This is a genomic window from Bacillus sp. FJAT-27231 (genome assembly GCF_001183975.1).
Lineage (GTDB): Bacteria > Bacillota > Bacilli > Bacillales > Domibacillaceae > Pseudobacillus > Pseudobacillus wudalianchiensis.
Window position 1 is genome coordinate 1200492 of sequence record NZ_LFZU01000001.1, and the last position, 22458, is coordinate 1222949.

The window sequence follows — 22458 nt, forward strand, 5'->3', positions numbered from 1 at the left end:
ACGCCACTCTTTTGTCTTATGCTTGTCGGGGCAGGGCAGTCATCTCCGCTCTTCTTGTCTAGCTGCGCCTCCTTGCCCCTCGAGGTCATAAGCCAATCTGGCTGTGTGGCTGAAGAACGCCACTCTGCCATTTTGTCTTATGCTTGTCGGGGCAGGGCAGTCGTCTCCGCTTTTCTCTGTCTAGCTGTAGGCGCTAGTGCGTATGGTGGTTTCGAATTTTCTGCAGGAGTCAAAGAGCGACTCCCACAGAAAATCCTCCAACCTCCTATCGCACTGGACGAGCACCTTCCGCTTTTCTTCATTGTCCAGCTATAGCGGCTAGACTCTCGGTCATAAGCCGTCACGCCTGTGTGGCAAAGAGCGCCACTTCGTCGGTCCGTCTTATGCCTGCCGAGTCTGGGCAGCCGCTTCCGCTTTTCTTGTCTAGCTGTAGGCGCTAGTGCGTATGGTGGTTTCGAATTTTCTGCAGGAGTCAAAGAGCGACTCCCACAGAAAATCCTCCAACCTCCTACCGCACTGGACGAGCACCTTCCGCTTTTCTTTTATGCATAGTTTTCTTTTTGTGGGGAGATACTGTTGGTTGTACAGCAGTTCCTGCGAGGAGGGAAATTTCATAATGGCGCGAAACAAAGTGGAGATATGCGGTGTGGATACTTCGAAGCTTCCTGTGTTAAAAAATGAAGAGATGCGTGATTTATTTCGTCGTCTTCAGGGAGGAGAGCTAAGTGCCCGAGAAAAGCTGGTAAATGGGAATTTGCGGCTCGTTCTAAGTGTAATTCAACGGTTTAATAACCGCGGTGAATATGTGGATGACTTGTTTCAAGTTGGCTGTATTGGACTAATGAAATCGATTGATAACTTTGACTTAAGCCATAATGTCCGTTTTTCTACATATGCTGTGCCTATGATTATCGGTGAGATTCGGCGGTATTTGCGTGATAATAACCCAATTAGAGTTTCTCGTTCGCTGCGGGATATTGCTTATAAAGCGTTGCAGGTGAGAGAGAGGCTGATTGCTGAAACATCGAAGGAACCGACAGCTGAAGAGATCAGCAGGGAACTGGATGTACCGAAAGAAGAAATTGTATTCGCACTTGATGCCATTCAAGATCCGGTCTCTTTATTTGAGCCAATTTATAATGACGGCGGCGATCCTATTTTTGTGATGGACCAATTAAGCGATGACAGCCATAAAGACACGCAATGGATTGAAGAGATCGCTTTAAAAGAAGGCCTGAAAAGACTGAATGATCGGGAAAAAATGATCATCCGCAAACGCTTTTTTCAAGGTAAGACACAGATGGAAGTAGCTGAAGAAATTGGAATTTCACAGGCACAGGTTTCAAGGCTTGAAAAAGCAGCTATTAAACAAATGAATAAAAATATTAATTAGAAAATAGATAAGACTCTTGTGAGGCGGGCGCCTAAAGAGTCTTATTTTTTTATTTCTGCATATAGTAGTATATCGGTAACTAAGAACCAAAGGAGGCAAGACATTGGGAAGAATATCTGATTTTCAGTTAAAAGATATTATCAATGTAGCCAATGGCAAAAAACTCGGCAATATTTCTGATATTCACCTGAATTTAACAGCGGGAACCATTGATTCGATTGTGATTAGCAGTTCAGGAAAAATTCTTGGTCTCTTTGGAAAAGAAGAAGAAATTGTCATCCCTTGGTCACAGATTGTTAAAATTGGAGAAGATGTGATTCTAGTTCGCTACTCTGAACAATCACTGCCCGCAGACGCCGGACAGAAAAACGAATAATTTGTTTTTCAGTGACGTTTCCTGTTTGATTATGTTACACTAAAAGAAAATGCTCGGGAGTAGAAAAATGACAGAACCTTTTGTTTCTGCACATAACAGTTTTTATATAATAAAAGATTGGCATGAAACTATTCCTGGCCTTGTCGCGGGTTTTTCCACTAAAATGGGCGGCAAGAGCACCGGGGAGTTTGATAGCTTAAATACCGGTTTTCATGTGAATGACCGATTGGAAGATGTAATCGCTAATCGTCAGAAGCTTGGTGAGCTTCTACGTTTTCCTGCAGAGGCATGGATTGGTGCCTGCCAGACACATGGAAACCGTATAGCTTGTGTAACAAAATCGGACAGTGGGAGAGGAGCCTTATCGTATGACTCAAGTCTCCCTGATACGGATGGTTTGTATACAGATGAAAAGGGCATCCTGTTAACACTTTGCTATGCTGATTGTGTTCCTCTCTATTTTTTATCAAGGAAACATGGGAGAATAGGGACTGCTCATGCAGGCTGGAAGGGAGCGGTGCTCGGTATCGGAGCTAACCTTGTAGAACAATGGAAGAAAGACGGAATTGAGCCGCAAGAAATAGAAACGGTCATTGGTCCGTCCATTTGTAAAGATTGTTATAAGGTTGATAGCCGAGTGATTGAAGCAGCACAGCGTTGGATCAGTGATCTTGATAATCCACCATTTTCACTAGTGGATGGGGAGGCAGGACAGTTTCATCTTTCTTTGCAAGAGCTTAACAAGCTCATCTTATTGAAAGCAGGACTTCCCCTTGAAAATGTCCGTGTGACAAAGTGGTGTACAAGCTGCAGTACGGAGTTTTTTTCTCATCGGCGTGATCAAGGCAAAACGGGAAGAATGTTAGGGTTCATTGGATGGAAGGAAGGAGTTTCAACGTGAAAGTAGCAGAGAAATTACAGGACATACAGTCACAGATTCAAGCAGCTTGCCAAAAAGCAGGCAGACAGGCAGATGAAGTGAAAATCATTGCTGTAACGAAATATGTATCAGTAGAACGGGCTCAGGAGGCGCTTGAAGCCGGACTTGTTCATCTCGGGGAAAACCGAGATGAAGGGTTATTAGAAAAGTGGGACAAGCTAACAGGAGAGCCAGTTTGGCATTTTATTGGCAGTCTGCAATCGAGAAAAGTTAAAAATATAATCGATAAAGTTTCATACATACATTCTCTTGACCGTCTTTCATTAGCGAAGGAAATTGATAAACGGGCTGAAAAGCCGATTAATTGCTTTGTTCAAGTGAATGTATCCGGAGAAGAGTCCAAGCATGGTTTGTCTCCAGAAGAGGTTGTTTCGTTTGTAGAGCAGTTAGCTAAATATGAAAAGATTGTTATATGCGGCCTGATGACAATGGCACCGTTGACAGATAATGAGGACCTGTTAAGAAGCTGCTTTAAACAATTAAAACAGCTTCAGAAGGAAGTTCAGAGCAAACGATTGCCGCATGCACCATGTACGGAGTTGTCAATGGGGATGAGCAATGATTATCAAATTGCCATCGAGGAAGGTGCAACGATGGTCAGAATTGGCACTGCCCTTGTTGGTGAATAAGCCCGGGAGGTGGAATGGTGGGAATCAAGTCTAAGTTTAAAGCCTTCTTTTTATTAGATGAAGATGACTATCAACTGGTGGAAGAGACTGAGGTGGATGAAGAGGAAAGACCAGTAAAAAGCGCAAAACCTGCTAAGAAAAATGTAGTGAGTCTACAAAGTGTGCAAAAATCTTCTAAGGTTATTCTTAGTGAACCGCGAGTTTTTGCAGAAGCGCAGGAGATTGCGGACCATTTAAAGGGTAGAAAAGCGGTCATTGTCAATCTGCAGCGTATTCAGCATGATCAAGCAAAGCGAATCATTGACTTTTTAAGCGGCACCGTTTATGCCATTGGTGGAGATATTCAGCAGCTTGGCCCAAAAATCTTCCTTTGCACTCCAGATAATGTGGAGGTGGATGGCAGCATTACACAGTTTTTAACAGAAGATGATACTGATAATACGAGGTGGTCCTAAGCGATATGGAAATCGTGGTTGGTTTGTTGATGAGATTGATCGAGCTCTATTCCTGGGCTCTTATTATCTATATTTTAATGTCCTGGTTTCCAAATGCCCGTGAAACTTCTATTGGGCGCTTTCTTGCTAGAATTTGCGAGCCTTATTTGGAACCATTCAGAAAAATTGTTCCCCCGCTCGGCATGATCGATATTTCACCGCTTGTTGCTTTTCTAGTGTTGAATCTGGCAACAAGAGGATTAAGTCAACTTGCCATTTGGGTAATTTGATAACAAGACTAGATCGCAAGGGGAAGCAGCTGCTTCCTTTTTTGCTTTTATTTAAGGGCTCTGTCGTAACAAGAGCCAATAAAAAAGGAGAACAGGATATGTCATCCATTTATCAGCATTTTCGTCCAGAAGAAAAGGAGTTTATTGATCAGGTGCTCGAATGGAAAAGAGAAGCAGCTGAAATGTATGCACCAAAGCTGACAGATTTTCTGGACCCTCGAGAGCAGGAGATTGTTCGATCAGTTGTCGGGGCCCACGGTGACACGTCTGTTTTCTTCTTTGGCGGAACTGCTCATACAGAGAGAAAAAGAGCTTATATTTGTCCTAGTTATTTTACCCCTGTTGAAAAAGACTTTGATATTGTATTATATGAACTTCATTACCCTGATAAATTTGTGTCCATTGCCCATCCCCAAGTACTTGGCAGTCTAATGGGTCTCGGTCTGCGGCGGGGGAAGTTTGGGGATATTTTAACCGATGGAAAAAGAGTTCAGTTTCTGGCTGTAAAAGAAGTGAGCCAGTATATTGAGTTGAATTTGAATCAAATTGGCAAGACGGCAGTCACGCTAGATCAAAAGAGTCCTGATGAAGCTATTGCCCAAGAAGAGGAATGGAAAGAAATAAGCACGACTGTTAGCTCTCTGCGCCTCGATGCTGTTTTATCTGCTTTTATGAAGCAGTCGAGACAAAAAGTACAGATGGCTATTAAGGGCGGGCTTGTAAAGGTTAATTGGAAGCAGCAAGAGAATCCGGCTTTTGAATGTACGGAGGGCGATATTTTTTCTGTAAGAGGAGCAGGAAGGGCGAAGTTGTTAATGGTCGAGGGACAGACAAAGAAAGAAAAATGGCGAATCATCTTAGGAATCGTAAAATAAATTCTCAAAATTACAGGAATTTCACCACAAACTGTTGAAAAACCTATATAATGTTAAACAGTACATGAAAAATGCTAATGAGAGATTTGTAATGGAGGTGGGCTTATGCCTTTAACGCCGTTAGATATACATAATAAAGAATTCAGCCGCGGATTTCGCGGATATGATGAAGATGAAGTAAATAGCTTTTTAAATCAAATTATTAAAGACTATGAATTAATTATTCGAGAAAAAAAAGAGCTGGAAGAACAGCTGAACAGCCAAAGTGAAAGACTTGGATACTTTTCGAACATTGAGGAAACGTTAAATAAATCGATTGTCATTGCTCAGGAGACAGCGGAGGAAGTAAAAAGAAATGCTCATAAAGAAGCGAAGCTCCTTGTTCGGGAAGCAGAGAAGAATGCGGATCGTATTGTGAATGAATCGCTAGCAAAAGCAAGAAAGATCGCGATCGAAATTGAAGAGCTGAAAAAACAATCAAAAGTATTCCGTATGCGCTTTAAAATGTTAATGGAAGCTCAGTTAGATCTGCTGAATAATGATGACTGGGATGCTCTAATGGAATTTGAAGTAGATAATGAAGAATTAGAGAAACTAAGCGAAGAAGAATTGTAAGCTTGACGAACTGCTGGACAATTTTTATAATTGAAACATTAGAAAAGCGAATAATACACACGCGATGATAGGGACAGTACATTTTTTAGTTTTTTAAGCGAGTCGGGGAACGGTGCGAGCCCGGTAAAGGCGAAAAATGGAATATCACCCTGGAGCGCTCTTTCCGAACGACATTCAAGTAGGGAAGAGCGGGTCATTCACGATACGAATGCTTGAGTGAACACATTTTTGTGTTAAGCAGGGTGGCACCGCGGGAAACCTTCTCGTCCCTTTTTTAGGGATGAGAAGGTTTTTTTGTTGAAGCTGTAATTGTAAAAAAGGAGGATCTACTAATGGAATATAAAGACACATTATTAATGCCAAAAACAGAGTTTCCAATGCGCGGCAATTTGCCGAAGCGTGAACCGGCTATGCAGGAAAAATGGGAAGAAATGAAGATTTATGAGCGAGTTCAGGAGCGGACAAAAGGACGGCCAATGTTCGTCCTTCATGATGGCCCTCCTTATGCGAATGGTGACATTCATATGGGGCATGCGCTCAATAAAATTTTAAAGGATTTTATCGTCCGTTATAAATCAATGAGCGGATTCCATGCGCCATATGTACCTGGGTGGGACACACATGGGCTGCCAATTGAGCAGGCGTTGACAAACAAAGGCGTCAAACGGAAGGAAATGACGATTGCTGAATTCCGCAAGCTGTGTGAAGAGTATGCCTATGAACAAATTGCAAACCAAAAAGAACAATTTAAACATTTAGGCGTACGCGGTGATTGGGATAATCCGTATATTACATTAAAGCCGGAATATGAAGCTCAGCAAATTAAAGTGTTTGGCGAGATGGCGAAAAAAGGCTATATTTATAAAGGATTGCGACCTGTCTATTGGTCTCCATCCAGTGAGTCGGCTCTTGCTGAAGCTGAAATCGAATATAAAGACAAGCGGTCTCCTTCTATTTATGTTGCTTTCGATGTAAAGGATGGAAAAGGTGTATTAGATGAAGGAACAAAAATTGTCATCTGGACAACGACTCCTTGGACGATTCCAGCTAACCTTGGAATTTCTGTTCACCCTGACTTAACGTACGCCGTTGTGGAAGCAAACGGAGAAAAATATGTAATGGTAGAAGAGTTAGTGGAAGAAGTAGCTGCTAAAGTGGGATGGGAGTCTCCTCAAGTCGTGAAAACAGTTAAAGGGGCAGAGTTGGAGCATATTCTTGCGAAGCATCCTCTATACGGAAGAGATTCACTCGTTATGCTTGGCGAGCATGTGACGACAGATGCCGGAACAGGCTGTGTCCATACAGCACCTGGACATGGGGAAGATGACTTTATCATTGGGAAAAAATATGGATTGGATGTTCTTTGTCCAGTGAATGATCGCGGCGTCATGACAGAGGAAGCACCTGGCTTTGAAGGTTTGTTTTATGATGAAGCAAACAAGCCAATTACAGAGAAATTAGAAGAAGCAGGCGCACTATTAAAGCTAGAATTCTTCACGCACTCTTATCCGCATGACTGGCGGACAAAGAAACCAGTTATTTTCCGGGCAACGGCGCAATGGTTTGCCTCTATTGATAAATTCCGTAACGAGCTGCTTGAAGCGGTAAAAGAAACAAAGTGGGTACCGGCATGGGGAGAAACACGCTTATTCAATATGGTACGTGACCGTGGAGACTGGTGTATCTCTCGTCAGCGCGTTTGGGGTGTACCGATTCCTGTTTTCTATGCGGAAAACAACGAACCAATCATTACGGATGAAACGATCGCCCACGTATCAGAATTGTTCCGTGAACACGGCTCAAATATCTGGTTTGAAAGAGAAGCGAAGGATCTGCTTCCGGAAGGCTTTACGCATCCAGGCAGTCCAAATGGCCATTTCACAAAAGAGACCGATATTATGGATGTATGGTTTGATTCTGGTTCTTCTCATCAAGCTGTTTTGGAGGAACGCGAGGACTTACAGCGGCCGGCTGATCTCTATTTAGAAGGGTCTGACCAGTATCGCGGCTGGTTTAACTCGTCTTTAACGACGGGAGTGGCGATTACTGGCAAGGCTCCTTATAAGGGAGTATTAAGCCACGGCTTTGCCCTCGATGGCGACGGACGGAAAATGAGTAAATCACTCGGAAACGTTGTAGTCCCTTCTAAGGTTATGAAGCAGCTCGGTGCTGACATTTTACGTCTATGGGTAGCTTCTGTAGACTTCCAGGCGGATGTTCGTGTATCGGATGCGATCTTAAAACAAGTAGCTGAAGTTTATCGTAAAATCCGTAATACGTTCCGTTTCTTGCTCGGTAATTTAGCTGATTTTGAACCGAGCCGTGATACGGTTGCTTACGAAAATTTGCGAGAAGTTGACCAATTTATGCTCGTTAAGTTGAATAATCTTATTAAAGAAGTTCATTATCATTATGAGAACTATGAATTTGCCGCTATCTATCATGCGGTCAATAACTTCTGTACAGTTGACTTAAGCGCGTTTTATCTTGATTTTGCAAAGGATATTTTATATATCGAACCAGAAAATCATCAAGATCGCCGTGCGATTCAAACTGTCTTGTATGAAACACTGCTTTCTTTAACAAAGCTTTTATCACCAATTTTATCGCATACGGCCGATGAAGTTTGGGCTTATGTACCTGGTGTTTCGGAAGAGAGTGTCCAATTAACAGATATGCCAGAGTGGAAGGAACTATCTGGCGCAACTGAGCTGGTCGATAAGTGGACGAAGTTTATGAAACTTCGTGACGATATTTTAAAGGCTCTCGAAGAAGCCCGGAATGAGAAGGTAATCGGAAAGTCATTAACAGCGAAAGTAACAGTGTACACTGATGAAGAAGCAAGCGCGCTATTAGACTCTATCCAAGAAGATATGAAACAGTTATTAATCGTATCAGGATTCGAGCGTGGTGGAGCAAAAACAGAAGCTCCTGCTGATGCTTTACAATTTGATCATGTAGCTGTTGTAGTCGAAAAGGCAGAAGGAGAAACATGTGAACGGTGTTGGGTTGTTTCTACTGAAGTGGGAACAGATCCAAATCATCCGACACTTTGCCCGCGTTGTGCCGAAGTTGTTTCAGAGCACTACGCTGATGTACAGTAAGATAGATAAAGAAAAACTGGTGCTCATGCCAGTTTAAGTGGAGGTTGTCCTGCAAGTGTCCGTTCTGATAAATTATGCCGTGTGGATAATTATCGGAAACGTCTGCTGCTTGCAGGACAGCTTTTTTAATGGCAGAAAGACAGGCAAGAATGGAGGAGTTTTTTTGTACTATTTGCTGGCATTGTTAGTCGTTTTACTTGACCAGTGGACAAAGTGGCTGGTCGTGAAAAGCATGGATCTGGGAGAAAGCGTAGAAGTCATTAAGGATTTCTTTTATATTACTTCTCATCGCAACCGGGGAGCTGCTTGGGGTATGCTGGAAGGGCAATTTTGGTTGTTTTATATTATTACAGTTGCTGTAGTGGTTGGAATTGTTTATTATATGCAGACAGAGGCGAAAAACAAGCCGCTCATGAAGAGTGCTCTTGCATTTCTGCTTGGCGGAGCGGTCGGAAACTTTATTGACCGTATTTTCCGCAAAGAGGTCGTTGATTTTTTTGACACGTATATTTTTGGTTACGATTTCCCAATATTTAATATTGCAGATGCTTCTCTGACGTTTGGGGTTATTTTATTAATACTGGCAATACTTATTGAAGACAGGAAAGAAAAGAGGAAATTGAATGGATAGGATAGAGTATATCGTCCGCGAAGAAGAAGAGAACGTTAGAATAGATAAAGTAGCGGCAGGGATAAATGAAGAATGGTCCCGTACACAAGTACAGGATTGGATCAAGGCAGGGTTAGTAAAGGTAAATGGCAAACCGGTCAAGTCTAATTACAAGTGCTTGCCGGGTGATGAACTCATAATTGATATCCCTAACCCTGAGCCTCTTGATATTGAAGCTGAAGATTTAGACCTCGATATTTATTATGAGGATCAAGATGTTCTCGTTGTGAATAAGCCGCGTGGAATGGTTGTCCACCCTGCCCCAGGGCATCTTTCTGGTACGCTTGTTAATGGCCTTATGGCCCATTGTAAGGATTTATCAGGGATCAACGGGGTGATGCGTCCGGGCATCGTTCACCGAATTGATAAAGATACATCTGGGCTATTAATGGTTGCAAAAAATGATATGGCTCATGAAAAGCTCGTTCAACAGCTTGTAGACAAAACGGTTACACGAAAATATAAAGCCATTGTTCATGGTGTGATCCCGCATGATGATGGCACGATTGATGCCCCAATTGGCCGTGACACGAAGGACAGACAAAGCATGGCAGTGGTCAATGGCGGTAAACATGCTGTGACTCATTTTCACATTATCGAGCGCTTTAAAGATTTTACTTTCGTCGAATGCGTTCTTGAAACAGGGCGTACGCATCAAATTAGGGTGCATATGAAATATATCGGCTATCCGCTTGCTGGTGATCCAAAATATGGTCCAAAGAAGACGCTCGATATTGATGGTCAGGCACTGCATGCCGGTGTGCTCGGTTTCATTCACCCGCGTACTGGTGAGTACATGGAATTTGAAGCTCCGCTGCCTGAAGAATTTGAACGACTTTTAGAATTATTGTCGAAAAACAATTGACAATCATCGAAAGAAGCAGTAAGCTTATAACAGTTGAATAAGACCTTTAAACACAGTCCCGTGAGGCTGGGAAGGTAGCGGATGATGCACTGGGAGATTGTTCTTATACCCTCCGTGTGCTCAAGTATATCTGTCCTCTCGTCTACACGGCGGGAGGATTTTTTTATCACTAAGATCATGAGGTGATCGCATGGAAAAAGCGACAGTTATGGATGAGCAGGCGATACGCCGGGCACTGACACGAATTGCCCATGAAATATTAGAAAGAAATAAAGGCATTGAAAATTGTGTATTAATTGGAATTAAAACAAGAGGAATTTACTTAGCACAAAGATTAGCGGAGCGTATTAAGCAAATTGAAGGTCAGGAGATACCAGTTGGCGAACTTGACATTACTTTGTACAGAGATGACCTTTCTGTTAAAACGGAGAGTAACGATCCTGAAGTAAAAGGCTCTGATATTCCAGTCAATATCACAAACAAAGTGGTCATTCTTGTTGATGATGTTCTTTATACAGGCAGAACAGTCCGAGCTGCTCTTGATGCAGTAATGGATATTGGCCGCCCTTCTCATATTCAAATGGCAGTACTGATCGACCGCGGTCACCGTGAGCTGCCAATCCGAGCGGATTATATTGGAAAAAACATTCCATCAGCCAGTAGTGAGCGAATTGTTGTGGAGTTAGAGGAAGTAGACGATACTGATCGGGTGACGATTCACGAATAATAGGCGAACTCTTTAATCGCTGTCCAGAGAGACAGACAAAGAGAAAAAACTAACCTTTAAATGTATAAATCATACAAGAAAAACTTATAAACATGCACAACTTCATAGGAACCTTTTAAAAATGTCCAGAGAGGCATTTAAGGGTGTGGGACAATCTTCTGCATGGCATTTCCGTCAAAACATTGTCTAATGGCTAAACACCCTTGAAAATGGGTGTTTTTTTTATGAAAAATGGAGGCGGGAAAACAATGATGCAAAATTTAGTTTCAATTAAGGATATGAATAAAGATGAAATTCTGTTAATATTAATGCAGGCAAAGAAATTCTCTCAAGGTGAAATTTGGCATGCTGGCAAACAAACATTTGTCGCTAATTTGTTTTTTGAAGCTAGCACACGCACGAAGACGAGCTTTGAAGTGGCGGAGAGAAAATTGGGCCTCGACATCATCCCGTTTGAAGCGGGCAGCTCCAGTGTGTTAAAGGGAGAAACACTATATGACACTGTCCGTACACTTGAGTCAATTGGAGTCAATGCAGTTGTCATTCGGCACGAAGAAGACCAATATTACAAGCAGCTTATCAATAAAGTAAATATTCCTGTGATTAACGCAGGAGACGGCTGCGGACAGCATCCTACACAGTGCTTACTCGATCTGTTCACGATTCAGCAGGAATTTGGCCGATTCGAAGGATTGAAAATAGGAATCGTCGGCGACATTCGCCATAGCCGGGTAGCTCGTTCAAATGCGGAAGCCCTTCGCAAGCTTGGCGCAGAAATTCATTTCTCTGGACCGCCTGAGTGGTTTGCTGATGATTATGTAGCAGCCGGTGATTATATGGATTTAGATCATCTTGTTGAAGAAGTAGACGTTTTAATGCTGCTTAGAATTCAACATGAACGCCATGATGGCAAGTCCGCTATGACAAAAGAAGAATACCATGCAAAATATGGGTTAACAGTGGAAAGAGAAAGACGTATGAAGACAGGCAGCATTATTATGCACCCGGCTCCAGTCAATCGCGATGTGGAGATTGCAGACTGCCTTGTAGAGTGTGAAAGATCACGTATTTTTAAACAGATGGAGAACGGCGTATTTGTTAGAATGGCTGTTTTAAAACAAGTGCTGGAAGGGAGATTATCAAATGAACTTGCTAATCAAAAATGGCAATATTCTTGCTGAGAACGGTGAATTGAAAAAACAGGATATACGGGTAGAAGGAACAAAGATCTCAGAAATAGGGGAGAACCTTGCTGAAAATGGCGAACACGTTCTAGACGCAGAAGGACAGCTGATCGTACCGGGCCTGATTGATCTGCATGTTCATTTGCGTGAACCGGGCGGTGAACATAAAGAAACAATTGAAACAGGCACGCTGGCAGCAGCAGCCGGCGGTTTTACGACGATTGCGGCTATGCCGAATACTCGTCCTGTTCCAGATACAGTCGAGAACTTGACTAACTTAAATAACCGCATTGAAGAAACCGCACATGTTCGCGTGCTTCCATATGCTTCGATCACCATTAGAGAAGCAGGAAAAGAATTAACAGATTTTGCTAGTTTAAAAGAAACAGGGGCATTCGCTTTCACGGATGATGGGGTCGGTGTTCAGCAGGCTGGAATGATGTATGAAGCCATGAAAAAGGCAGCGGCGATTGATGCAGCAGTTGTTGCTCACTGTGAAGACAATTCGTTGATTTATGGAGGAGCTGTTCATGACGGCGAATTTGCAGCGAAACACGATATCCCTGGTATTCCCTCAATCTGTGAATCTGTACATATTGCTCGGGATGTACTAATTGCTGAAGCAGCAGGATGTCATTATCATGTTTGTCATATTAGTACCGAGGGGTCTGTCAGAACGGTAAGAGATGCAAAAAAAGCCGGTATTCGGGTGACAGCTGAAGTAACACCGCATCATTTGCTGCTTTGTGATGAAGACATTCCGGGAATCGATACGAATTTTAAAATGAACCCGCCGTTACGCGGCAAGAAAGATCAGCAAGCTTTAATCGAAGGATTGCTAGATGGAACGATTGATTTTATTGCGACTGACCATGCCCCGCATACAGCTGAAGAAAAAGCAGCTGGCATGAAGACCGCCCCATTTGGCATTGTTGGATTAGAAACAGCGTTCCCGCTTTTATACACACACCTTGTGCAAAAAGGGCTGATGACACTAAAGCAGCTCGTAGATTGGATGACGATCAAACCAGCACAGGCTTTCGGGCTGCCTTATGGAAGGCTTGAAGAGGGAGCAGTTGCAGATATCGCTTTAATTGACCTGCAAGCTGAAAAAGAAATTGATCCAGAAAAGTTCTATTCAAAAGGAAAAAATACCCCATTCGCGGGCTGGAAATGCAACGGCTGGCCTACAGCCACCATCTCAGAAGGTAAACTCGTATGGCAGGAAGGAAAGGTGCAAGCATGAAAAAACAGCTGATTTTAGAAGATGGAACAGTCTTTACTGGCAAGGGCTTTGGCAGTGAAAAAGACGTTATTGGAGAAGTTGTCTTTACGACAGGAATGACAGGCTATCAGGAAATATTATCAGACCCCTCTTACTGTGGACAAATTGTCACATTTACGTATCCGTTAGTTGGAAACTACGGCATCAATCGCGACGATTTTGAAACGATTCGTCCTGCTGTAAAAGCATTAGTCGTTAAGGAAGCAGCTGATTTCCCATCCAACTTCCGCAGCGAAATGTCACTTGATGAGTATTTAAAAATGAAACAAATCCCCGCTATTTGCGGTATTGATACGAGAAAATTAACGAGAATTATCCGTCAATACGGAACGTTAAAAGGCGCAATCGTGTCTGTGGAAGAAAAAGCAGAAGAAGTCGTCCACCGTCTTCAGGCAGCTGTTTTGCCTACAGATCAGGTTGATCAGGTGTCTACTAAATCGGCATACCCGAATCCAGGCCGCGGCTACCGTGTAGTGCTAGTGGACTTCGGAATGAAGCACGGCATCTTGCGCGAGTTAAACAACCGTGACTGCGATGTGATCGTAGTTCCACACGATACAACAGCTGAAGAAATCCTGCAATTAAATCCAGATGGCATCATGCTGTCAAATGGACCTGGGGACCCGAAAGATGTCCCGCACGCTATTGAAACGGTAAGAGAACTGATTGGTCAAGTACCGATTTTCGGAATCTGTCTTGGACATCAGTTGTTCGCCCTTGCATCTGGCGCCGACACGTTTAAATTGAAGTTTGGTCACCGCGGTTCGAATCACCCGGTGAAAGACTTGGCTACAGGAAAAACAGCTCTTACATCTCAAAACCACAGCTATGCAGTAGATGAAGAGACGATTGCTAATACAGAACTAAAGGTCACTCACATTGCGTTGAACGATGGAACGATTGAAGGTCTTGCTCATAAAACATACCCGGCCTTCACGGTTCAATACCATCCAGAAGCATCACCAGGACCAGAAGATGACAACCATTTATTTGACCGCTTTATCAACATGATGAAAGAACATGCTGGGAAGGAGCTTCAACATGCCTAAACGTACAGATATTGAAAGCATACTAGTAATAGGATCAGGTCCGATTGTGATCGGCCAAGCTGCAGAGTTTGATTATGCTGGAACACAAGCTTGCTTAGCTTTAAAAGAAGAGGGTTACCGTGTCATCCTTGTGAACTCAAACCCGGCAACGATCATGACAGATACTGAAATTGCTGATGCGGTTTATATCGAACCGATCACACTAGAGTTTGTTAGCCGGATTATTCAAAAAGAGCGTCCAGATGCTGTTTTACCAACGCTTGGCGGCCAAACAGGTTTGAATATGGCTGTAGAATTGGCAAAAGCAGGTGTGCTTGAAGAATATGGAGTGAAAGTGCTTGGAACAGAATTGTCAGCGATCGAGCAGGCAGAAGACCGCGACTTGTTCCGCCAGCTCATGAACGAATTAAATGAGCCGGTACCAGAAAGTGAAATCATCCATACACTTGAAGAAGCTTATGCATTCGTTGAAGAAATCGGCTATCCGGTCATCGTACGCCCGGCCTATACACTTGGCGGTACAGGCGGCGGGATTTGTACAAACGAAGAGGAGCTCATTGAGACGGTAACGAGCGGTCTTAAGTACAGCCCTGTAACACAATGTTTACTAGAGAAAAGCATTGCCGGCTTTAAAGAAATTGAATATGAAGTAATGCGCGACTCTAACGACAATGCGATTGTCGTTTGTAACATGGAAAACATTGATCCGGTAGGAGTTCATACAGGTGATTCTATCGTAGTGGCGCCGAGCCAAACGCTAAGCGACCGCGAATACCAAATGCTGCGGAATGCTTCTTTAAAAATCATCCGTGCGCTCGGTATTGAAGGCGGATGTAATGTCCAGCTTGCACTTGATCCGTACAGCTTCCAATATTACATTATTGAAGTAAATCCGCGCGTCAGCCGCTCATCGGCTCTTGCTTCAAAAGCGACGGGCTACCCAATCGCTAAGCTTGCAGCTAAAATTGCTGTCGGCTTAACATTAGATGAAATGAAAAATCCGGTCACAGGAAAAACATATGCTTGCTTTGAGCCGGCACTTGATTATATCGTTTCAAAAATTCCAAGATGGCCGTTTGATAAGTTTGAATCAGCAAACCGTACACTTGGTACACAGATGAAAGCAACAGGGGAAGTTATGGCGATTGGACGCACGCTTGAGGAATCTATTTTAAAAGCTGTTCGTTCTCTTGAAAGCGGTGTGTATCACCTGGAGCTTGAAGATGCGAAGGAAGCAAGTGATGCTTTGATTGAAAAACGGATTAGAAAAGCAGGAGATGAACGACTTTTCTATATCGGTGAAGCGCTGCGTCGCGGTGTAACGATTGAAACCATCCATGAATGGTGCCAAATCGATCTGTTCTTCTTGAAAAAGTTCTCTAATATTATTGAGTTTGAAAAAGAAGTAGCAGCCAACCGATTTGATGAAGAAACAGCAAAAACAGCTAAAGAAATGGGCTTTGCCGACTCTACTATTGCTGCGCTTTGGGGCGTCAGTGAAAAAGAAGTATATGACTGGCGTAAAGAAAATCAAATTATTCCGGTATATAAGATGGTAGACACATGCGCGGCTGAGTTCGAATCTGCAACGCCATATTATTATGGAACGTATGAAGAAGAAAACGAGTCCATCGTGACGGACCGCAAAAAGGTAGTTGTGCTTGGTTCTGGACCGATCCGTATCGGCCAGGGGGTTGAGTTTGATTATGCAACGGTTCACTCCGTCTGGGCGATTAAAGAAGCTGGATATGAAGCGATCATTATCAATAACAATCCAGAAACAGTATCAACAGACTTTAGTATATCTGACAAGCTGTACTTTGAACCGCTTACGATTGAAGATGTTATGCACATCATTGATTTAGAACAGCCAGAGGGTGTTGTTGTCCAATTTGGCGGCCAAACAGCGATTAATCTAGCAGAAAAATTGATAGAACACGGAGTAACAGTTCTAGGTACAACGGTTGAGGACCTGGATCGGGCAGAAAATCGTGATAAATTCGAGCAAACACTTCAATCCTTAGACATTCCACAGCCGCTCGGAAAAACAGCTTTCTCTGTTGAAGCCGCTGTGAAAATTGCTGAAGAGATCGGTTATCCGGTTCTTGTGCGCCCGTCTTATGTACTCGGCGGCCGGGCTATGGAGATTGTTTACAAAGAAGCAGAATTGCTTCATTACATGAAAAATGCAGTAAAAATCAATCCAGAACATCCGGTGCTCATCGACCGCTACTTAACTGGTCAGGAAATTGAAGTTGACGCAATTTCTGATGGTACAGACGTTGTAATCCCGGGCATTATGGAACATATCGAGCGGGCTGGTGTTCACTCTGGTGATTCGATCGCAGTATACCCGCCGCAGCAATTGACAAAAGAACAAAAAGAAACGATTGTGGATTACACGATTCGATTGGCAAAAGGCCTGAATATTATCGGTTTGTTAAACATTCAATATGTGGTTTCTAGAGGAGAAGTATTCGTGCTGGAAGTTAATCCGCGTTCAAGCCGTACGGTTCCTTTCCTGAGCAAAATTACGAACATTCCAATGGCGAACATTGCGACAAAAGCGATTCTTGGACACTCATTGCAAAGTCAGGGCTATGAAACTGGCCTCGTAAAAGAAGAGAAAGGCGTATTCGTGAAAGTCCCGGTGTTCTCCTTCGCTAAATTGCGCCGCGTAGATACGACGCTTGGACCTGAGATGAAATCAACAGGTGAGGTTATGGGGAAAGATACAACGGTTGAAAAAGCTTTGTACAAGGGACTAGTAGCAGCCGGCATTAAGATTCCTACAAAAGGAACGGTCTTAATGACAGTAGCAGATAAAGACAAAGAGGAAGCATTAGAATTAGCGAAACGCTTCAATAACATCGGCTACAAACTGCTGGCTACGCATGGTACTGCCCAATACCTTAAAGAATCTGGGGTATCTGCAGAAACAGTGGCTAAAATTGGCGCCAAAGGACCGGACATTCTTGATACGATCCGTTCTGGTGAAGCTCAATTCGTCATCAACACATTAACGAGAGGCAAACAGCCTGCGCGTGATGGGTTCCGCATTCGCCGCGAAACAGTAGAAAACGGCATTCCGTGTCTAACTTCCTTAGATACAGCAGAAGCCATTCTGCGTGTGTTAGAATCGATGATTTTCTCTGCGGAATCTATGCCGAAGGCCGAGACTTCAAAAAAGTCTGAGGCGGTGTTTATATGATTAAAAAAGAATGGATGACGGTTGTTTCGCAACAAAACATTGCTAAAAATATATATGAGCTCACTCTTCAAGGTGAGCTTGTACAAGAGATGAACGAACCTGGCCGGTTCGTTCATCTTAAAGTAAGCGGACAAACGATGCCGCTGCTTCGCCGGCCTATCAGTATCGCGAACATTGACCAGGCAAACTCACGTTTTACGATGATTTACCGGGCAGAAGGCGAAGGAACAAAACTGCTTTCTGAAAAAAAGGCGGGGGATCAAGTTGATGTACTTGGTCCGCTTGGCCATGGTTTCCCGGTGAATGAGGCTCAAGCAGGAGAAACGGCTATTTTAGTCGGAGGCGGTATCGGTGTACCACCGCTGTACGAATTATCTCAACAGTTGAACGAAAAAGGTGTAAAAACAATTCATGTGCTCGGTTTCCAATCAGCAGATGTTGCTTTTTATGAAGAGAAATTTGCTGAACTAGGAGAAACATATGTCGCGACTGTTGATGGCTCACTCGGCACGAAAGGATTTGTAACAGATGCGATCCGCGAGTTTAATTTACAAGGAAATATCTTGTACTCTTGCGGTCCAGTCGTCATGTTGAGAGCGCTCGAGGAGCTGCAATTAACGAAAAAAGGGTTTATTTCATTAGAGGAACGGATGGGCTGCGGCATCGGCGCTTGCTTTGCATGCGTTTGCCATACACAAAATGACCCGACTGGCACGGAATACCGCAAAGTTTGCAGTGATGGACCTGTATTTCCAATGGGAGAGGTGGCTTTATGAGTAGATTAGAAACGAAACTGCCTGGCTTAACGTTAAAAAATCCAATCATGCCTGCATCCGGCTGCTTCGGTTTTGGACGTGAATTTAGCCAACTCTATGACTTAGATGTTCTAGGGGCTATCATGATTAAGGCAACGACAGAAGAGCCGCGCTATGGCAATCCGACTCCGCGTGTAGCGGAAACACCGGCAGGCATGCTGAATGCCATTGGCTTGCAAAACCCAGGGCTCGAGAAAGTAATGGAAAGAGAACTTCCTTGGCTATCCCAATACAACGTACCAATCATTGCTAATGTAGCTGGTTCCCAAGTAGAGGATTATGTGGAAGTAGCCCGTACTATTTCAGGCTCTCCCCATGTGCAGGCGTTAGAGCTAAACATCTCTTGCCCGAATGTAAAAACAGGTGGGATTGCTTTTGGAACCGTACCGGAAACGGCGAAACATTTGACGAAGAAAGTCAAAGAGGTGTCTGAAGTCCCGGTCTATGTAAAACTCTCTCCGAACGTATCAAACATCGTAGAAATGGCGAAAGCTGTAGAAGATGGCGGAGCCGATGGCCTAACGATGATTAACACGCTGCTCGGCATGCGCATTGATTTAAAAACAGGCAAGCCGATCCTTGCCAATCGGACAGGCGGTTTATCAGGACCAGCCATCAAGCCAGTAGCGATCCGGATGATTTACGAAGTAAGCCAGCAGACGAACCTGCCGATCATTGGCATGGGCGGTATCTCTACAGTGGAAGATATTATTGAATTTTATTTGGCTGGTGCCGATGCCGTTGCTATTGGTACAGCGAATTTTTCTAATCCATACATTTGTCCGGAGCTCATTAAAGAATTGGATGAGTATTTGAGTGTGAATCAGATTGATCACATCAGTGAATTAACAGGAAGGAGCTGGGCTGAAGGTGGAAAAAGAACCTATTATTGCTCTTGATTTTCCGACATGGGAAGATACAGAACATTTTTTACAGCTCTTCTCTAATGAATCATTGTATGTAAAAGTCGGAATGGAGCTTTACTTGCAAAATGGCCCGGCTGTCATTGAGAAGCTAAAAAAGATGAATCATCGAATTTTCTTAGATTTAAAACTTCACGATATCCCTAATACCGTACAACAAGCAATGAAGGGACTTGCCAACCTTGGTGTTGATATGCTCAACGTACATGCAGCCGGCGGTGAAAAAATGATGGCTGCAGCTAGAGAAGGATTAGAGCAGGGCGCATCGGGGAATAGACCACTGCTTTTGGCTGTTACGCAATTGACATCGACTTCTGAAAAGCAAATGCATAAGGAGCAGCTCATACCCGTTTCTTTGGAAGAATCGGTGCTTCATTATGCCAAGTTAACGAAAGCAGCAGGATGCGATGGCGTCGTCTGTTCCGTTCATGAAGCGGCAGCCATTCGTGAAGCTTGTGGTGCTGAGTTCTTACGAGTGACACCTGGAATCCGGCTGAAGGAAGATGAAGCTAACGATCAACAAAGAATAGCTGACCCCGCCGGAGCAAGAGCACTCAGCTCGTCCATGATCGTGGTCGGCCGTTCGATTACAAAGGCAGATAAGCCAGTTGAAGCGTATCAAAAAGTAAAGCAGCAATGGGGAGAGATCACACATGTTAAATAAGGAAATTGCCGAAAAATTATTAGATATTCAAGCGGTTTTTTTACAGCCGAATGAACCATTTACATGGTCTTCAGGAATTAAATCACCGATTTATTGTGACAACCGGTTAACGCTATCTTATCCAACTACACGAAAAGCGATCGCCAAGGGGCTTGTATCTTTAATTGAGGAGCATTATCATGAAGCAGAGCTGATTGCCGGCACAGCAACAGCAGGTATCCCTCATGCTGCCTGGGTTAGCGATTTAATGGACTTACCTATGTGTTATGTCCGTTCAAAAGCTAAAGGACATGGCAAAGGCAATCAAATTGAAGGAAAAGCAGAACCGGGAACGAAAGTAGTGGTGGTAGAAGACTTGATTTCTACGGGTGGAAGCGCCATTACAGCCGTAGAAGCTTTACGGGAAGCGGGCTGTGAAGTGCTTGGCATCGTAGCGATCTTCACTTATGAGCTGCAATCCGGTAAAGACAAGCTTGAAGCAGCTGATATTACTGCCCGTAGCTTAAGCAGTTACTCTGCTTTAATCGAGGTAGCAGTAGAGAAGGAATATGTAAAAGAGAGCGAGCTCGAAACGCTTCGCGAATGGCAAAAAGACCCGGTTAATTGGAAATAAGAGAGGGAAGGGGCGACTTGAAAAGTTAGTTAACGGTTAACTTTTCAAGTCGCCCCTTTTTATTATTTCTTCATTTTTAACACTAAATCCTCATTAGGTGTTACATAAACGGTTTGCTGATGGTCGTAAATCACAAATCCCGGCTTGGCGCCGCTCGGTTTTTTCACATGCCGCACTGTTGTAAAGTCAACTGGAACAGAGCTTGATGACTTTGCTTTACTAAAGTAGGCAGCAAGGTTAGCAGCTTCTAAAATTGTATCCTCTGCTGGTTCCTCACTGCGAATTACCACATGCGAACCAGGAATATCCTTCGTATGCAGCCAGATTTCATCCCGGCGGGCAAATTTGTTCGTCAAATAATCATTTTGCTTATTATTTTTACCAACAAAAATAAGAGTGCCATCGCTTGCTTCGTATGTTTCTAATTCTGGCTTGCTGTTAGCTAACTTCTTTTTCTTCGATGATTTTGCTTTCATATAGCCTTCATCTATTAACTCTTCGCGGATTTCTTCAATATCCTTCGGTGAAGCCGATTCAATCTGCTGCAAAAGATGATCGATATAAGAAAGCTCTGCATTTGTATTTTCAATCTGTTCATTTACAGCTAAAATCGCATTTTTTGCTTTCTGATATTTTGAAAATAGTTTTTGCGCGTTTTCTGATGGCGTCTTTTGTGGATCTAAAGGAATCGTTATTTTGCCGCCAGCTTCATCGTAGTAGTTCACGACCTCTATTTCTTTCATGCCTTTTTCAACAGCGTATAAATGAGCTGTAAGCAGTTCTCCGTATAACTGAAAGCGGTCTGCGTTTTCAGCTTCCTTTAACGTTTGTTCAAGCTTAACCAATTTTGTTTCATTTTTTTCTTTTTCATTTTTTAAGAGTCGTTCAATATCATTCGCCTGCTGTTTTACCCTGTCGCGGTCCGCTTTTCCGACATAAAAACGATCCAACAATTCGCTTAGCGACTCAAAAGTTTTTCGTTCACCTGGCAAATGCTGCAGATCTTTTAAATAAAAGGCGGATTTTTGTTCATGTTCAATCAGAGTCGGTGTATAGTGATGTTCCCGTATCGGTTCCATCTCCTGAATAAACGTCCGAGGCAGAGTTTCACGATTAGCTAATCCGCTTTGATGAATGATTTCTTTAGCGATCAGCGGAGAGAAACCAGAAAAATGGGCAACGAGCTGGCGGTCTAAACGCCCGCTATTAAAGTCTAATTGACGGATAATATCTTCCTCAGTAGCCGTGAGCGGATTTACTTTGTCTTGTGCAGGAGGATAGACATAATCATAGCCCGGCAGCACGGTACGATAGCTGTTAACTGCTGCGGATATATGTTTGACGCTGTCAATGATGGTTCCTTTTTGCTGATCAACAAGGATGATGTTGCTGTGGCGGCCCATTATTTCAACGTAAAGCTGTTTATAGGCAATATCGCCGATCTCATTTTTTCCCCTGAAGTGAAAAATAACTAGCCGATCAAGTCCGGCTTGTTCAATTGAGTCCAATACCGCTCCTTCTAAATGTTTGCGCATCATCATACAAAAAAGAGGGGGCTCTTTTGGATTTTCATAACTTTCTTCGGTCAGCTGTACCCTTGCATAGGAAGGATGGGCAGAAAGTAGAAGTTTATGATTTTTTCCTTTGGCACGAATAATTAAAATGACTTCATTTTTATAAGGCTGATGAATTTTGTTCACCCGGCCTCCTTGAAGAGCTGTGGACAATTCTTTCGTCATCGCTCTTGTGAATAAACCGTCAAATGACATAGGCTGTCTTCCTTTTCCTTAACTTTA

Annotated in this window: 22 protein-coding genes and 1 other annotated feature; of the genes, 21 read left to right on the forward strand and 1 reads right to left on the reverse strand. The window is 43.3% G+C overall.

Annotated elements, in window-relative coordinates; all coding sequences use genetic code 11:
* The 21 genes from AC623_RS21875 to pyrE all read left to right on the forward strand — a co-directional run.
* Positions 1 to 315 (forward strand): hypothetical protein (locus AC623_RS21875; RefSeq protein WP_231603381.1); only part of this gene is annotated, 315 nt, incomplete at its 5' end.
* Positions 316 to 616: 301 nt separating this feature from the next.
* Positions 617 to 1393: an RNA polymerase sporulation sigma factor SigG gene (gene sigG, locus AC623_RS05705; protein ID WP_041099837.1), complete on the forward strand. Its 777-nt coding sequence runs from the start codon at positions 617 to 619 to the stop codon at positions 1391 to 1393.
* Between the two features lie 103 nt (positions 1394 to 1496).
* On the forward strand, positions 1497 to 1769 hold the full coding sequence (locus tag AC623_RS05710; protein ID WP_049661399.1) for a YlmC/YmxH family sporulation protein: 273 nt from the start codon (positions 1497 to 1499) through the stop codon (positions 1767 to 1769).
* A 67-nt stretch (positions 1770 to 1836) separates the two neighbouring features.
* Positions 1837 to 2670, forward strand: coding sequence for a peptidoglycan editing factor PgeF (gene pgeF, locus AC623_RS05715; RefSeq protein ID WP_049661401.1), 834 nt, complete (start codon positions 1837 to 1839; stop codon positions 2668 to 2670).
* On the forward strand, positions 2667 to 3338 hold the full coding sequence (locus AC623_RS05720) for a YggS family pyridoxal phosphate-dependent enzyme (protein WP_049661402.1): 672 nt from the start codon (positions 2667 to 2669) through the stop codon (positions 3336 to 3338). Before pgeF ends, AC623_RS05720 begins: the two co-directional genes overlap by 4 nt.
* 17 nt (positions 3339 to 3355) lie before the next feature.
* Positions 3356 to 3793 (forward strand): cell division protein SepF, encoded by a 438-nt coding sequence (locus AC623_RS05725; RefSeq protein WP_049661404.1) that lies wholly within the window; start codon positions 3356 to 3358, stop codon positions 3791 to 3793.
* A 5-nt stretch (positions 3794 to 3798) separates the two neighbouring features.
* The gene (locus AC623_RS05730) at positions 3799 to 4062 is read left to right on the forward strand and encodes a YggT family protein (RefSeq protein WP_049661406.1); all 264 of its coding nucleotides are present in this window, start codon (positions 3799 to 3801) and stop codon (positions 4060 to 4062) included.
* 98 nt (positions 4063 to 4160) lie between these two features.
* Positions 4161 to 4937, forward strand: coding sequence for a YlmH family RNA-binding protein (locus AC623_RS05735; RefSeq protein WP_049666297.1), 777 nt, complete (start codon positions 4161 to 4163; stop codon positions 4935 to 4937).
* A gap of 105 nt (positions 4938 to 5042) precedes the next feature.
* A complete protein-coding gene (locus AC623_RS05740; RefSeq protein ID WP_049661408.1) occupies positions 5043 to 5552 on the forward strand; it encodes a DivIVA domain-containing protein in 510 nt (169 codons plus the stop codon).
* 55 nt (positions 5553 to 5607) lie between these two features.
* Positions 5608 to 5826: a binding site (T-box leader), on the forward strand.
* A gap of 58 nt (positions 5827 to 5884) precedes the next feature.
* On the forward strand, positions 5885 to 8656 hold the full coding sequence (gene ileS, locus AC623_RS05745; RefSeq protein WP_049661410.1) for an isoleucine--tRNA ligase: 2772 nt from the start codon (positions 5885 to 5887) through the stop codon (positions 8654 to 8656).
* Positions 8657 to 8819: 163 nt separating this feature from the next.
* The gene (lspA, locus tag AC623_RS05750; protein WP_049666299.1) at positions 8820 to 9287 is read left to right on the forward strand and encodes a signal peptidase II; all 468 of its coding nucleotides are present in this window, start codon (positions 8820 to 8822) and stop codon (positions 9285 to 9287) included.
* Positions 9280 to 10191 carry an RluA family pseudouridine synthase gene (locus AC623_RS05755; protein ID WP_049661411.1) on the forward strand — a complete coding sequence of 304 codons (912 nt, stop codon included), beginning with the start codon at positions 9280 to 9282 and terminating at the stop codon, positions 10189 to 10191. The genes lspA and AC623_RS05755 overlap by 8 nt, the downstream gene beginning before the upstream one ends.
* A gap of 190 nt (positions 10192 to 10381) precedes the next feature.
* Entirely contained in the window at positions 10382 to 10918 is a 537-nt protein-coding gene (gene pyrR, locus AC623_RS05760) for a bifunctional pyr operon transcriptional regulator/uracil phosphoribosyltransferase PyrR (protein ID WP_049661413.1), read from the forward strand.
* 251 nt (positions 10919 to 11169) lie between these two features.
* The gene (locus AC623_RS05765; protein ID WP_049666301.1) at positions 11170 to 12099 is read left to right on the forward strand and encodes an aspartate carbamoyltransferase catalytic subunit; all 930 of its coding nucleotides are present in this window, start codon (positions 11170 to 11172) and stop codon (positions 12097 to 12099) included.
* Complete coding sequence (locus AC623_RS05770; RefSeq protein ID WP_049661415.1) at positions 12062 to 13348, forward strand: dihydroorotase; 1287 nt, start codon at positions 12062 to 12064, stop codon at positions 13346 to 13348. Before AC623_RS05765 ends, AC623_RS05770 begins: the two co-directional genes overlap by 38 nt.
* Positions 13345 to 14436 carry a carbamoyl phosphate synthase small subunit gene (locus AC623_RS05775; protein WP_049666305.1) on the forward strand — a complete coding sequence of 364 codons (1092 nt, stop codon included), beginning with the start codon at positions 13345 to 13347 and terminating at the stop codon, positions 14434 to 14436. The genes AC623_RS05770 and AC623_RS05775 overlap by 4 nt, the downstream gene beginning before the upstream one ends.
* Positions 14429 to 17647, forward strand: a complete 3219-nt coding sequence (gene carB, locus AC623_RS05780) for a carbamoyl-phosphate synthase large subunit (RefSeq protein ID WP_049661417.1) — start codon at positions 14429 to 14431, stop codon at positions 17645 to 17647. The genes AC623_RS05775 and carB overlap by 8 nt, the downstream gene beginning before the upstream one ends.
* Entirely contained in the window at positions 17644 to 18423 is a 780-nt protein-coding gene (locus AC623_RS05785) for a dihydroorotate dehydrogenase electron transfer subunit (RefSeq protein ID WP_049661419.1), read from the forward strand. Before carB ends, AC623_RS05785 begins: the two co-directional genes overlap by 4 nt.
* Positions 18420 to 19361: a dihydroorotate dehydrogenase gene (locus tag AC623_RS05790; protein WP_049661421.1), complete on the forward strand. Its 942-nt coding sequence runs from the start codon at positions 18420 to 18422 to the stop codon at positions 19359 to 19361. Before AC623_RS05785 ends, AC623_RS05790 begins: the two co-directional genes overlap by 4 nt.
* Entirely contained in the window at positions 19333 to 20049 is a 717-nt protein-coding gene (gene pyrF, locus AC623_RS05795) for an orotidine-5'-phosphate decarboxylase (RefSeq protein ID WP_049661422.1), read from the forward strand. The genes AC623_RS05790 and pyrF overlap by 29 nt, the downstream gene beginning before the upstream one ends.
* On the forward strand, positions 20039 to 20662 hold the full coding sequence (gene pyrE / locus AC623_RS05800; RefSeq protein WP_049661424.1) for an orotate phosphoribosyltransferase: 624 nt from the start codon (positions 20039 to 20041) through the stop codon (positions 20660 to 20662). The genes pyrF and pyrE overlap by 11 nt, the downstream gene beginning before the upstream one ends.
* A gap of 62 nt (positions 20663 to 20724) precedes the next feature.
* Here the strand turns inward: pyrE and AC623_RS05805 are convergent, their stop codons facing one another.
* On the reverse strand, positions 20725 to 22431 hold the full coding sequence (locus AC623_RS05805; RefSeq protein ID WP_049661425.1) for an Rqc2 family fibronectin-binding protein: 1707 nt from the start codon (positions 22429 to 22431) through the stop codon (positions 20725 to 20727).
* Positions 22432 to 22458: the final 27 nt, after the last annotated feature.